Source organism: Neobacillus sp. NRS-1170 (assembly GCF_050468025.1).
Genome location: NZ_JBITPF010000014.1, coordinates 278005 through 292010, shown reverse-complemented (window position 1 = coordinate 292010; position 14006 = coordinate 278005). Strand labels below are relative to the sequence as shown.

The 14006-nt window shown below is 40.0% G+C and carries 11 protein-coding genes and 1 other annotated feature; of the genes, 3 read left to right on the top strand and 8 right to left on the bottom strand.

The genetic code is table 11. The annotated features are described in order from the left end of the window. Positions 1-109: 109 nt before the first annotated feature. From ilvA to ACIFOT_RS06940, 7 genes are all read right to left on the bottom strand, one after another. Positions 110-1375 (bottom strand): threonine ammonia-lyase IlvA, encoded by a 1266-nt coding sequence (gene ilvA, locus ACIFOT_RS06970; protein ID WP_430063409.1) that lies wholly within the window; start codon positions 1373-1375, stop codon positions 110-112. Positions 1376-1458: 83 nt separating this feature from the next. After that, positions 1459-1719, bottom strand: a binding site (T-box leader). Positions 1720-1888: 169 nt separating this feature from the next. Beyond that, positions 1889-3487, bottom strand: a complete 1599-nt coding sequence (locus ACIFOT_RS06965) for an amidohydrolase (RefSeq protein ID WP_430063407.1) — start codon at positions 3485-3487, stop codon at positions 1889-1891. 147 nt (positions 3488-3634) lie between these two features. Next, positions 3635-5269: an ABC transporter substrate-binding protein gene (locus ACIFOT_RS06960; RefSeq protein ID WP_430063405.1), complete on the bottom strand. Its 1635-nt coding sequence runs from the start codon at positions 5267-5269 to the stop codon at positions 3635-3637. A gap of 48 nt (positions 5270-5317) precedes the next feature. Further along, the gene (opp4C, locus tag ACIFOT_RS06955; RefSeq protein WP_430063403.1) at positions 5318-6235 is read right to left on the bottom strand and encodes an oligopeptide ABC transporter permease; all 918 of its coding nucleotides are present in this window, start codon (positions 6233-6235) and stop codon (positions 5318-5320) included. 17 nt (positions 6236-6252) lie between these two features. Continuing rightward, entirely contained in the window at positions 6253-7203 is a 951-nt protein-coding gene (locus tag ACIFOT_RS06950; protein ID WP_223590142.1) for an ABC transporter permease, read from the bottom strand. Positions 7204-7218: 15 nt separating this feature from the next. Further along, positions 7219-8226 carry an ABC transporter ATP-binding protein gene (locus tag ACIFOT_RS06945; RefSeq protein WP_430063401.1) on the bottom strand — a complete coding sequence of 336 codons (1008 nt, stop codon included), beginning with the start codon at positions 8224-8226 and terminating at the stop codon, positions 7219-7221. After that, the gene (locus tag ACIFOT_RS06940; RefSeq protein WP_430063399.1) at positions 8223-9239 is read right to left on the bottom strand and encodes an ABC transporter ATP-binding protein; all 1017 of its coding nucleotides are present in this window, start codon (positions 9237-9239) and stop codon (positions 8223-8225) included. The genes ACIFOT_RS06945 and ACIFOT_RS06940 overlap by 4 nt, the downstream gene beginning before the upstream one ends. A gap of 232 nt (positions 9240-9471) precedes the next feature. On the opposite strand from ACIFOT_RS06940, the gene ACIFOT_RS06935 reads away from it, so the two are divergent. Further along, positions 9472-10209 (top strand): response regulator transcription factor, encoded by a 738-nt coding sequence (locus ACIFOT_RS06935; RefSeq protein WP_430063397.1) that lies wholly within the window; start codon positions 9472-9474, stop codon positions 10207-10209. A gap of 13 nt (positions 10210-10222) precedes the next feature. Then, positions 10223-11992: a sensor histidine kinase gene (locus ACIFOT_RS06930; protein ID WP_430063395.1), complete on the top strand. Its 1770-nt coding sequence runs from the start codon at positions 10223-10225 to the stop codon at positions 11990-11992. Positions 11993-12065: 73 nt separating this feature from the next. On the opposite strand, the gene ACIFOT_RS06925 is transcribed toward ACIFOT_RS06930, so the two are convergent. Continuing rightward, positions 12066-13253, bottom strand: coding sequence for a M20 metallopeptidase family protein (locus tag ACIFOT_RS06925; RefSeq protein WP_430063393.1), 1188 nt, complete (start codon positions 13251-13253; stop codon positions 12066-12068). 191 nt (positions 13254-13444) lie between these two features. Between ACIFOT_RS06925 and ACIFOT_RS06920 the strand changes: the two genes are divergently transcribed. Then, on the top strand, positions 13445-13957 hold the full coding sequence (locus tag ACIFOT_RS06920; protein WP_430063392.1) for a gamma carbonic anhydrase family protein: 513 nt from the start codon (positions 13445-13447) through the stop codon (positions 13955-13957). The last annotated feature ends 49 nt before the right edge of the window (positions 13958-14006 follow it).

Genomic DNA, 14006 nt, shown 5'->3' with positions numbered 1-14006 from the left:
ATAACTTTTACCAATTTAATATAAATATTCCAATATGCTTGCTATTTTGGTGTGATTAAATACAAAAAAGTGGTTCAGTTTCTCTGAACCACTTTTTTCAAGCTTATGACTATACAAGCATTTGAAACAAGGTGCTATCTTTGTTGACTTCCCGATAAACGAATCCCTTCGTTTTGATCCGCTCAATTAATGGATAGTAATCGTCTTTATCCTTCAACTCAATTCCAACCAAAGCCGGTCCGGTTTCACGATTATTTTTTTTCGTATATTCGAAATGGCTAATATCATCATTTGGACCAAGTACGTCTAATAAGAATTCCCGTAATGCTCCAGGCCGCTGCGGAAACTGGACAATAAAATAATGCTGCAAACCTTCATAAAGCTTCGAGCGCTCTTTAATTTCCTGCATTCTTCCGATATCATTGTTTCCGCCGCTGATGATACAAACAACCGTCTTACCTTTAATTTCATCTGCGTATGTATCTAAGGCCGCAACGGAAAGTGCTCCTGTTGGTTCTACGACAATAGCATTTTCGTTATAAAGAGTTAATAGGGTCGTACATACCTTTCCTTCTGGAACAACGATGATATCATCAACAATTTCTTTACAAATGTTGAAGGTATTAGACCCAACTGTTTTAACCGCGGCACCATCTACAAACGGATCAATTTTTTCAAGTGAAGTTACTTCACCCTTTAAAATCGATTCCTTCATTCCAGGTGCTCCTTCAGGCTCTACACCAATTAAACGGGTCTCAGGAGAGATGTGCTTTAAATATGTTCCTACTCCGGCCATTAGCCCGCCGCCGCCGATTGCGCCGAATAGAAAATCAACTTTTTCAGGGCAATCATTAAGAAGTTCAACAGCCACCGTACCTTGACCCGCGATGACGTCAAAGTCATCAAAAGGATGAATAAAGGTCCGGTTTTCAGCACGGCTGCATTCCAGCGCCTTTTCAGAAGCATCATCAAAGGTATCACCTACTAATACAATTTCAACACTATCCCTGCCCCAGAATTTCACTGAGTTTACCTTTTGTTTAGGGGTTGTGGTTGGCATGAAAATTTTGCCGCTGATTTTTAATAGATGGCAGGAATAGGCCACTCCTTGGGCATGGTTGCCTGCACTAGCGCAGATGATTCCGTTTTGCGTTTCCTCAGGGCTTAACTTTTTAATCCGATTATAGGCCCCGCGAATTTTAAAGGAACGGACACTTTGCATGTCTTCCCGCTTTAAATAAACATTACAGCCATACCTTTCAGATAATAAATGGTTAAATTGCAGAGGAGTTGGCGAAATCACGTCCCTAATCGTGTGACTTGCAATGATGATATCCTCTACATTCAGCGTTTTTTTGTCTACTTGTTGACTCATTTTCTCGGTTCCTCCTCATATTCAAACATCATTTTTTCTCATTAGTTGAGGGCTTGAAAACAACAAAAAACCCGTCCCATATGGATAGGGACGAGTTGTTCTCGCGTTACCACCCTACTTCCGCAACAAATCTTCAGTTGCGGCTCTCGATAGACGTACAGCACTTTGTAATTTGCACTTGTACGCATTCCAATATAACGGAGGAATTGCCGGTATAGCTTACTGATACCGTTCAGCTATACATCTCGGAGATGATCTTCGGAATGTCCTGCTATCGACTCCCACCAAACGTCGACTCTCTAGGGAACAAGGAGCATTCTTACTCTTCTCGTCATTGATTTAGGATTAATTTTTTATTAGGTTACCATCGAAAAAATGCCCTGTCAATATTTTTTGACTATTTTTTATATTTAGACAATTTATAAAGCGCTTACATTTTATGAAGACAATCGTCCTCCGAGGGAGGACAATTGTCCACGAACGGTGCCTGACACCATTAATCATCTTTTCACGTTATTTTTGGTATTTTATTTCGCCGTTTATGATGGTCATTTCAATCTCTGTTGAGAGGAGTTCATCTGGGTTTTCCATTGTCATTAGGTTTTTGGAATAAATGGTCATGTCGGCCAGTTTTCCGCGTGAGATGGTTCCCTTAATATGTTCTTCATTGGTGGCGTAGGCTCCGCCTATTGTAAACAATTTAATTGCTTCCAAAATGGATAATTTTTCTTTCGCATTCCAGCCTTGATGTGTTTCTCCTGGAGCTCTCCGGGTTACAGCCGCATGGATACCAAGCAAAGGGTCAACGGGCTCAACTGGTGCATCAGAACCTCCCGCACACAAGACGCCTGCAGACAATAAAGTTTTCCACGCATATAAATATTGCTCCCGCACCTCTCCTACTCTTTCGCGTACCCATGGATAGTCCCCTACGACAAATCTTGGCTGGATATCAGCAATTCGACTCCTGTCCTCTAATCTCCGTACTAAATCTGGACGAACCAGAGAGGTATGAATGATGCGGTCACGATGGTCCACTGTCGGAAACTGGTCAAGGATGTCTAAAACATTTTCCAACGCTTGGTCACCTATAGTATGAACAGCAATAGGCATAGAGAAATCACGTGCCTCTTTGACAATTTCATATAAAGCATCTTGGGATAGCATCGCATCTCCGTATTGGTTGGGGTCATCCTGATACGGCTCTGAAAGCAGGGCTGTTCGCCGTCCGAAGGCCCCGTCGGCAAAAATTTTGATAGCTCCTATTTGTAATATCTCATTGCCAAAACCAGCATGCATTTTTCTTTCTTTCAATCGTTTAAGAAAAGGATAATCAATGAGGAGATTACTGCGTAAACCAACTTGCTCCTGGTTTAGCAATTCATCATACAATTGATACGTTTGATCAAGCCCTCCTAAATAGGCAGGGTCATTGGTATGTACACTTGTTAACCCCTTCGAAACGGCAAAATTCATGGCATCCCGCAATCCACTTTTTAATTCATCGTAGGTTTTATCTGGCATGTTTTTCGTCACGATCTTCGATGCAGATTCCAGCAGAAGTCCAGTCGGCTTTTTCGAAAGTGGATCCAAGACTACGGTTCCACCAACTGGTATGTCAATAGATGGATGGTAGCCGCTCATTTCTATTGCCTTGCTATTTACCAAAAATGCATGGTGACATATACGCTTCAAATAGATGGGACAATGTGGTGCAACATAATCCAGTTCTTCAATCGTCGGAATGGTGCCCTCAGTGAAAAGATTTTCATCCCAGCCCATCCCAACTAGCCAGGTCCCTGGAGCAACGGTTTTCGCCCTTGACTCTATTCTCCTAAGCATTTCGCCTTTGGTTCTTACGCCTGTTAAATCAAGGTCTAAAAGATTAAAAGCAACACCTGAGAGATGCAAGTGGCTGTCAATAAGTCCTGGTGAAACCGTTCTGCCCTGCATATCAATGATTTCAGCACCAGCTCTTCCCCATTGCAAAACCATATCGTGATGACTTCCTAAGTCAATAATTCTGCCATTTTCAACCACAACTGCTTCCACTAATGGCAAAGTCAAATCAAGTGTATGGATTTTTCCATTGGTAAAAATCGTTTTTGACATAGCTGCTCCCCCTAGCCGTAAAAATTGTTTGAAATATTTCTTCTATATATAATACCAAAGATGATAGACTACTCGACAACTTCATTTTAGTTAAACTAAGAAAAAGAGACCACATTCATTCAGGAAAGCAGTCTCTTCTTAATGCTATTATTTTTGTACTACCCAATCTTGAACATTATAGAACATACCAAATTGTTTTGGTAAACCTACTTTTACCTTTTTAGATACTGCTCCCATCAGGTAATCGGAATAAAGTGAAATAGTTGGCAAGTCTTCATGTAAAATTTCTTGAACTTTATTGTAAATGACTCTGCGATTTTCAGGGTTTGGTTCTAATTTTCCTTTATTCAACAATTCATCCAACTCTGGATTGCTATAACCGGCAAAGTTATAAGGTCCGCCTGTTCCATAGAAGGCACTTACATCAGGATCCACTTGATAAGGTATTCCAAGGAACATTAAATCAAAATCATGTTTTGCCCCTTTTTGCATATGGGTAGGAAAATCAAACTTTTGGATTTGAACATTTAAGCCGACTGCTTTTAAATTCTCAGCTATAATAACGGCTGATTGTTCACGAACCTGGTTGCCAATTGGAACATTGACGCGAATTGGCTTACTCTTATCCCAGCCTGATTCCTCAATAAGCTGCTTTGCTTTCTCCGGATCATATTCATAGTTCTTAATATCTTTATCAAAATATGGGTGCAGTTTTGTATACGGCCCATCAATGATCTCAGCTTTCCCTTTTAACAGCTTCTCAACAATTTGAGGCCGGTTAATCGCATAGGCAATCGCTTGACGCATCTTCGAATCAGTAAACGTTTTAGTATTCATATAGATTTCTTGATAATCATAGCCCTTGCCGTCTACAGCCTCTACATTCGCCATATTTTTCACCTTTTCAACATCTTGGATGGCAATGGCTCCAGTGGATGGGTAATTCAAATGAATTTCACCCGTTTGCAGCTGTGCAGTCATATTGGCTTGAGGCACAACTTTAAAGAAAAGCTTTTCGGTCTTCGGTGCCCCGCGGTAATAATCAGGGTTCGCCTTATATTCCACCTGTGTTTCCCCTTTGAAATTTACAAGTGTATAAGCACCATCTGTTACAGTCGGTTTCAACATAAATGGATCTTGATGAAGCTTTGCAGGATCTTTATCTTTTAAGATGTGGCTCGGAATGGTTCGGATATTGATTAAGTTCCCTTTAATATAGTTAGGGTCAGTCGGTTTTTTTGTATGAATGATAAACGTTTTATTATCGACGATTTCGATACCTTTTACCGTTTTTTCCCCTTTAGGCAGCTGCCCATTATCATCTAAACCTTCAATGATATTAAGAGTTTTCAGGCCAACGCTTTGAACAGCAGGATTTGCCAACGTGTCAAAGGTGAATTTAACATCCTCTGTTGTAACAGGCTTCCCATCGGTCCAATTTGCTTTTGAATTTAGTTTAATTGTAAAGGCTTGATTATCCTTTGTTTCAAAGCTTTCTGCTAACTTAAATTGGAATTCCATATTTTCGTTTAGTTCAAAGAAAGGGTCGAATAGAATCGATGATAGAGTCATAGCTCCTAAATCACGGGCGTTAATCGGATTAAGTGTACCTATGGCGTTTGAAACACCCACAACAATGGTATCACCCAAACTTGCAGATGCATTCCCCTTGCCTTTGTCCTTTGATGAAGACGATGTTTCATTTGCACCAGAACATGCACTTAATAATAGCAGCAAAGCAATGGAAAAAATGGTTAAAAACTTTACCTTCCCTTTTCTCATTTCTGTCCCTCTTTTCCTAATAAAATATTTGATTAGCTTTTTACAAAACTATTTCAATGTTTTCGGATCAAGTGCATCTCGCAGACCGTCACCGATAAAATTAATGGATAACACTACAAGAACAATCATAATACCTGGTGGAACCCAAAGCCATGGCTGCGAGGTTAATACTGTTAAGGATTGGGCATCAGTCAGCATATTTCCCCAGCTCGCTGTCGGCGGCTGTACCCCCATACCTAGAAAACTAAGCGAAGCTTCAACAATGATGGCTGCTGCAATTCCAAAGGTTGCTTGGACAAGAATAGGTGCAATCGCATTCGGCAATATATGCTGAAATAAAATCCTTGGAGTACTTAATCCAAGCACCACTCCAGATTTCACAAAATCAACATGCTTTAACGAAAGGACGCTGCCGCGGACAAGTCTGGCAACGGAAGGCCAGCCCAGGAGTCCCAATATCCAGATAATATTTAACAAATTAGGTCCCAGAATACTGACGACTACAAGGATTAACATCAGGCTTGGGAATGACATAAAGACATCAGTTAAGCGCATTAACACGATATCTACCCATCCTCCAAAGTAGCCTGAAACCGCGCCGACAATCGTACCTATGATACTATATATCAAAACGGCACCAAGGCCGACTATCATCGATACCCGGGAAGCATAGATTAAGCGGGTGAAAATATCCCGTCCAACTTGATCGGTGCCTAACCAGTGTTCTGCGGATGGCGGTGCTGAAAATTCATCATAAACCTGAAAGGGTTCCTTTGGTGCAATCCAAGGAGCAAAAATAGCAACGAGGATAATGAAAAGCATAAAAATACTCCCTGCCACCGCTAAACGATGCTTCATAAAGCGTTTTACGATAAGCTGTAAAGGTGTTTCCTCCTTCCCCAGTTCTGTATTGGATATGGGTGGTATTTCCACTTCATTTTTGATACCAGTTTCCAGCATTGGCATAAACGATCCCTCCTCTCCTACTTATATTTAATCCGTGGATCCACAAACGAATAGAGAATGTCCGTAAATAGGTTTGCAAATAAAACCATAAAAGCTGTTAAAAGATTGAGCGCCATCAGAGTTGGATAATCCCTTGACATGATGGATTGGATGGTAAGCTGTCCCATTCCCGGCCACTGAAAGACCTGTTCCGTAATAACCGCCCCGCCAAGTAAAAAAGGAATTTCAAGACCGATAATCGTGATAATCGGAATGAGTGCATTTTTTAAAGCATGCTTATTGGTGATGACGATTTCTTTTAATCCCTTAGCCCTGGCAGTCCGCAAATAATCCTGCCCCAGTACCTCCAGGAGACTTGCCCTGACATAGCGGACGTATTGTCCGGCAATTCCTACCGCCAGAACCATAACCGGCAGGATGAGATGCTTGATCTTGTCAAAGAAATCATCTTCACTTCCGAGGGTCGACATCCCTCCTGCAGGCAGCCATTGTAATTGTACGGCGAAGATATAAATAAGACCTAAGCCAAGGAAAAAATGCGGAATGGAGATCCCGAAAAAGGATGTACCGGTCGCCAAATAATCAAGTTTGCTATATTGCTTTACTGCACTCATAATTCCGATTGGCAGCGCAATGATTAATCCTACGATAAGGGCAAGAAACGTTAATTGAAAAGTAGGGCCAATCCTTTCTAAAATCACTTTCGAAACAGGTTCATAGGTAGAAAACGAGTATCCTAAATTGCCCTGCACCAGATTACCGAGCCAATGGAAAAATTGAACCCATAAAGGGTCATTCAAGCCTAATTGTTCTTTCCGTAAATTGAGAAGCTCCTGTGAAGTGTTGGGGTCAACATACATATCAACCGGGTTCCCGGGAGCCATATTAATAATGATAAAGTTGACAATCGTTACCCCAAATAAGACTGGAATCGCAATTAAGAGCCTGCGAATAATATATGGAACCAAATTTGCCCCCTCCTTCTAAAACGTATCTACATACGCTTCATTAATGGCAAAGCATGCAACGCTATGTTCCTTCCCTTTAAGAACCGGACTTTGCTCTCGGCAAATCGCGGTTGCGATTGGGCACCGTGTATGAAAGCTGCATCCGCTCGGCGGATTGGCTGGGCTTGGCACATCGCCTGGTATGATGATTCTTTCTTTCGATCTTAGTTCAGGGTTCGGAATAGGATAGGAGCTTAATAATGCCTTTGTATAAGGATGCTTTGGATTGCGAAAAATTTCTTCTGTTTTCGCTACTTCAACGATTTTCCCTAAATACATGACGGCAATTCGATCACTGATGTATTTCACGGCACCTAACCCATGGGCAATAAATAAATAGGTCAGGTTAAATTCCTTTTGCAAATCCTTTAAAAGGTTTAGGATTTGAGCCTGAATCGAAACATCCAAAGCAGAAACGGGTTCATCACAAATGATCAATTTTGGATTAAGAGATAAGGCTCTGGCAATTCCAATCCGCTGCCTTTGACCTCCGGAAAATTCATGCGGATAACGATTTTTATAGCTTTTAGGTAATCCGACCAATTCAAGAAGTTCATCCACTCGTTTATGGAGGTTTTCTTTCTCCACTACTCGATGAATTTTCATCGGCTCCTCTAATAGATCCTTGATTCGCTTTCTAGGATTTAAAGAGGAATATGGGTCTTGAAAAATAATTTGGAGGTCCCTGCGAATACTTTTCATCGTTTCACTATTTGCTTTCGTAATTTCCTGCTCCTGAAAGAACACTTTACCCTCTGATGCATTTTCAAGCCTTACAAGTGTTTTTCCTATGGTTGATTTACCGCAGCCAGATTCCCCTACCAATCCAAGTGTTTCACCGGATTGAATGAAAAAATCCACCCCATCCACTGCTTTAACATGTCCAACCGTTCTAGAAAGGATCCCTTTTTTAATAGGATAATAGGTTTTTAATTTTTCTACTCTTAATAGAGGATTCGTTCCCTTTTCCATCGTGATGGTCATTTGACTAATGCCTCCTTTGGCATTCCAGAGATCATACTTGGTTGAACATCTTCGATTAACCAGCATCTCACTTTGTGTCCTTCCTGAATTTGCTCAAGTCCAGGCTGTTCCTGCTGGCATCGCTTTGTGGCATGTGGACATCTAGCATGAAATCTGCAGCCTTGCGGCATATTCTTCAAACTTGGGACCGAACCAGGAATTGAGGCAAGCCGCTGTTCATTTTCATATTCCAAATGAGGTATAGACGCCATTAACCCTTGTGTATAAGGATGCTTCGGTTCCTTAAAAAGCGTGAATACATCGGCCTCCTCCACAACCTGCCCTGCGTACATGACAATGACTCGATCGGCAGTCTCGGCAATAACTCCAAGATCATGGGTAATAAGCATGATGGCCGTATCTGAATCCTTTTGCAATTTTTTCATTAAATGTAAAATTTGTGCCTGTATCGTTACATCCAGTGCTGTAGTTGGTTCATCCGCGATAAGAAGCTTCGGTTTACACGCCAAGGCCATGGCGATCATCACCCTCTGCCTCATACCTCCTGATAACGCATGCGGATACTCCTTCATGATTTCCTTTGCCCTCGGAATACCAACCTTTTTTAACATTTCCACAGAAAATTCCTTAGCTTCCTTACTATTCATTTTCAGATGAAGCTGGATTCCCTCTATCATTTGATTGCCAATGCTGAAAACAGGATTTAGGGAGGTCATAGGTTCCTGAAAAATCATAGAAATTTCATTCCCTCTGATTTCTCTTAGGCGTTGCTGTGTTACCTGTGTCAGATCTTCATCACCGAAAAAAATATGTCCATTTTTTACTTTTCCGTTTTTACCGAGCAGACCCATAATCGACAATGAAGTAACACTTTTGCCGCAACCAGATTCACCCACAATCCCGATTGTTTCACCCGGTTTGACTGAAAAACTAACCTCTTCAACCGAAATCACTTCTTCCTTGTCCGACTCAAAGACAATTTTTACATGATCAACTTCAAGCAAAGGTCTCATTTCCTCACCACTCTTCCAAAGATAATATTAAAAATATTCAGTCTTTTCAAAAGCTGTTTCATTACCGTTTAACTTGATTAACACTATTTAATCAAAGTATAGAAATGAAAAAAAGGGACTTGAATTGACATTTCGTATCATTAATTGACAAGCAAAAAAGGATTCCTCTTGTTGAACTATTAAAAGTATTGTATATTTTGAATATTATAATAATTTCACAGGAGGTGTACGAATGTATAATTTGGTGATTGCTGATGATGAATATGAAATCCGGCATGGATTAGTAAACTTTTTCCCATGGGATGAGATTGGTTTCGAAGTGATTGGACAGGCATCAAATGGGAAAGAGGTACTGGAGCTGATTTCCGAAGGCAATACTGATGTATTACTCTGTGACATCCAAATGCCAATCATGACTGGCATTGAGGTGATAAAAGAAATTCACCAGCAGAATTCACCAGTAATGACTATTTTTCTAAGCGGTTATCAGGAATTTCACTATGCTCAGTCTGCTATTAAATATGGGGTAAAGAATTATATTTTGAAACCGACTAAATTTTCGGATTTAACAGAAGCGTTTACGCAAATCAAGAAAGAACTCGATCTAAGAAATCCCTCCCCTCCCCTAACGGAAATTGCAACAAACGTAAAAGATGAGGACCCTATTATTCTAAAAATAAAAGATTATGTAAAAACCAATTATAAAAACGCCACCTTAGAAGATGCCGCACAAATTGTTTTTATGAACCCCCATTATGTAAGCAAATATTTTAAACAAAAAACGGAAGAAAATTTCTCTGACTTTGTCTTTCAAATAAAAATGGAAGAAGCAGCGAATTTATTAAAAACGATGAAATATAAGGCCTATGAGGTCAGTGAAATGGTTGGATACAGTAACGCCAAGAATTTTACCAGAGCTTTCCGTAAATATTTCGGTATTAGTCCGAAAGAATATAGACTCATAAATTAAGGACTCACGATATATGGACTCACATAAACGTTCTTTTTATATTAAAAATTTAACCAAACTTCTCATTCCAATGCTCATTCCTATCTTCATTCTAGGATCAGCTGCGATACCCTTAATTCATTTCAATTTAAAGGAAAAAATTAATCAGGAAAATCTGAACCTGCTCAATCAAATTCAAATGAATGTGGAAATGATTTTTGATGAATTGAATTCGATTAATTTAACCATTGCCGCTAGTGCGGTTGAATTTATTGATCTGCAAAACATGCTAGAAAAAGAATGGCTTGACCAAAAGGATTATGTAAAGCTGGCATCGATCAAAAATACGATTGATTCCCCTGCTATTGCACATCCCTATGTTGATTCCATTTACATTTACATAGAAAATGACAAAAATCGATTTTTAACCTCTACAACCGGCGGAGTGGTCGACCTTAATACTTTTGAAGACACTTCTTGGTACGAGAGTTTAATTAAAGAGAAAAGCAGCGATAAAGTTTGGACAAAGAAAAGAACCATCGTTCGGAAGCCAGAAAATTTTCCAGCTAAAAAGATAGAAGTCATTTCCGTGTATCGAAGTTTCACTCTTGCAAATGGCGATCTTGGTTACATTGTTTTGAATGTAAACACAACTTATTTGAAAGATTATCTAAATAGTTTATATAAAATGCCAGGACAAAATATATTGGTGATGGATATGACTAACCAGGTTCTTTTTGAAAATCATCCAGTCCATTTAACCTCTTCTGAGATCGAGAAAATGGTAACAACACCAAATGAAATCGACACCCTGAAAATTCAGAATGAAGCCTCTATCGTCTTTAAATTGGAATCTGAAAAATATAGTTGGTTGTTTTTTTCATCCATTCCAAGGAGTTCTCTTTATAAACTCCCATACCAATTGATTATGGTTACAATAATTCTACTATTCCTGTCTATCATAGTTGGGGGAATTTCAGCTTATTTCTTAACGAAAAGAAATTTCGCAGACATCCGTTCCATTATCACCATTTTAAATAAAGCAGAAAAAGGTGAACCTCTCCCACATTTACCAACCGTGGTAAAGGATGTTCACAGCTTTATTATTCATAAAATCGTGACGAACTTTATGGAGCAATCCTATATGAAAGTTCTTCTTTCGGAACGAAAGTATAAATTGCAAGCACTGGAACTATCTATGCATCAATCACAATTAAATCCGCATTTTTTATTTAATACACTAGAAACGATTAATTGGAAGGTTATTAGTCTTACGAAGAGACCAAATGAAATTAATGATATGATCGATCATTTGGCGAATATCCTCCGTTTTTCTTTAGATGCAAATGATGATTTAGTGGTATTAAAGGATGAAATTAAACATACGAAAAGTTATGTGGAAATTCAAAAAATCAGGCACAAAGATCAATTTACATGTGTATGGGAATGTGATGAGGGTGTTGAAAAATATTATGTCGTAAAACTTTTTCTGCAGCCCCTTATTGAAAATTCGCTCGAGCATGGCATGGCGGGATTGGAAAGAACTCTTTCCATAAAGGTGCGAATCAAAAGCAGTGCATCATTCCTAAATGTATCGGTCATTGACAATGGTACGGGAATTGGAGCGGAAAAATTATTGGATATTCGCTCAAAATTGGAGTCAGCTTATTCATCTTCTGATCATATCGGACTTTATAATACGAACAAGCGTTTACAATTAACCTATGGAGAAAAACACGGAATTACCATTCGAAGTAAGCTCGGATGGGGAACGATAGTGGATGTGAAGATCCCAATCAATTAAATTTAGAATATATTAAAATGAAGCCGGCGAAGAGCAAAACAAACTGCCCCGCCGGCTTCTTCCCGCTTCATGTTTATTTTTCATTTAAAAATTTTAAGGAAGTCCGTACAAAATAATGAACCCCAAGAATCAGAGCCTCTTCTTTTACATCAAATTTTGGATGATGATGCGGATAATTTTCGGCAGGATTTTCGCTTCCTGCTCCCAGGAAGGCAAAACAGCCTGGAGCAATCTCGGCAAAAGCAGAGAAATCTTCACTTCCCATCAAGGCTTGGGAGCGGACAAAGTTGCTTTCTCCAAAGGTTTCCACAATCGTATGTTCTACAAGAGAGGTAATATTTTCTTCATTTATAGTTGGACTATATCCAAAGTTATAGTCTAATTGATAGGTTGCATCGTGAGCCGCTGCTAGCCCCTTCGTTAACTTTTCAATCCAAACTGGAATTTGCTTACGAATTTCAGGGTCAAACGTACGGACGGTTCCCCCGATTGTCACACGATCAGGTATGATATTATTGGCGGATCCTCCATGGAACTGGGTAACTGAAATAACGGCACGCTGGCTAGCATCCACTTTGCGGGAAATAAGCTGATTGATTCCGTTCACAAGCTGTACTCCAATTGCAATGGGATCAACCGTTCCATTGGGTTCTGAACCATGCCCCCCCTTGCCCTGAATTACGATATCAAAATCATCACATGCTGCTGTCACATCTCCATAACAAAGGGAAAATTTCCCTAAAGGACCTTGAGAACCAAGGTGAAGCCCAATTACGCCATCGATTCCCTCTGCTGCGCCTGCCTTGATCATCTCCTGTGCACCGCCAGGGGACAATTCCTCCGCATGTTGAAAGAAAAATCGAATTTCTCCATTTATTTCGTCCTTTAACTGAGAAAGGACTTTTGCAGCGCCCAGAAGCATGGCCGTATGCCCATCATGTCCACAGGCATGCATGACCCCGCTATTTTTCGAGGCAAAAGGCAAACCCGTTTCCTCCTGAATGGGCAGAGCATCCATATCGGCTCTCAAGCCAATCACCCTGCCTGGCTGTCTGCCAAAAAGGCGGCCCATAACACTTGTAGGAGTTACCCAAGAAGCCTCAATATTTCCGAAGGATTCTAGTTTTTCAAATACGTATTTGGAGGTTTCGACTTCTTCAAATGAAAGCTCAGGATTTTCATGGAAATGCCTGCGCCACTCAACTACTTCCTCTTCAACGGCTTCAACTAATTTCTGAATATCAACGATTTTCTCAATCATATCCCTTTACCTCCTCAAAATTCTGTATTCAAGATAATTTTAGAGAAAAAAGGTGGATGAAAACAATAAAAATTTAGAATATTCGAATTGTTGCCAATTAAAGAGTATTTTTCTTAAAACAAGAGACCTTTTTAGTCTCCTATATGCTATATTAATTTCAAAAGATTCGAAATACATAGGAGAGATGAAAAATGAAAATTCCATACAAGGGGAAATCCCCTGAGATTCATGATTCTGTATTTGTCGCACCAGGGGCATATTTAGTTGGGGATGTACAAATTGGGAAGGATTCAACAGTTTGGTTTAATGCGGTATTAAGGGCGGACGATGGCCCGATTATTGTCGGAGAAAGATGCAGCATCCAGGATAACACCACCATCCACTTATACGAAGGATTTCCCGTGATTATTGAGGATGATGTAACCGTTGGCCATAATGTTATTTTGCATGGGTGTAAAGTTGGCAGGAATTCGATTATCGGAATGGGCTCTACACTATTGGACAATGTTGAGGTTGGTGAGGAATGCATTATTGGCGCCAATACGCTTCTAGCTGGCGGAATCATAATCCCTCCGCGCTCCCTGGTACTCGGATCGCCAGGTAAAGTGGTACGTGAGTTAAACGAAAAGGACTTGCAAATGCTGCAAATGTCCAGTGAGCATTATGTTCAAAAAGGAAAGGAATTTAAAGATATTTTGAAATAATAGAAAAAGAGGTGCGGGATAGCACCTCTTTCGGTTTTTTTGGGAATAG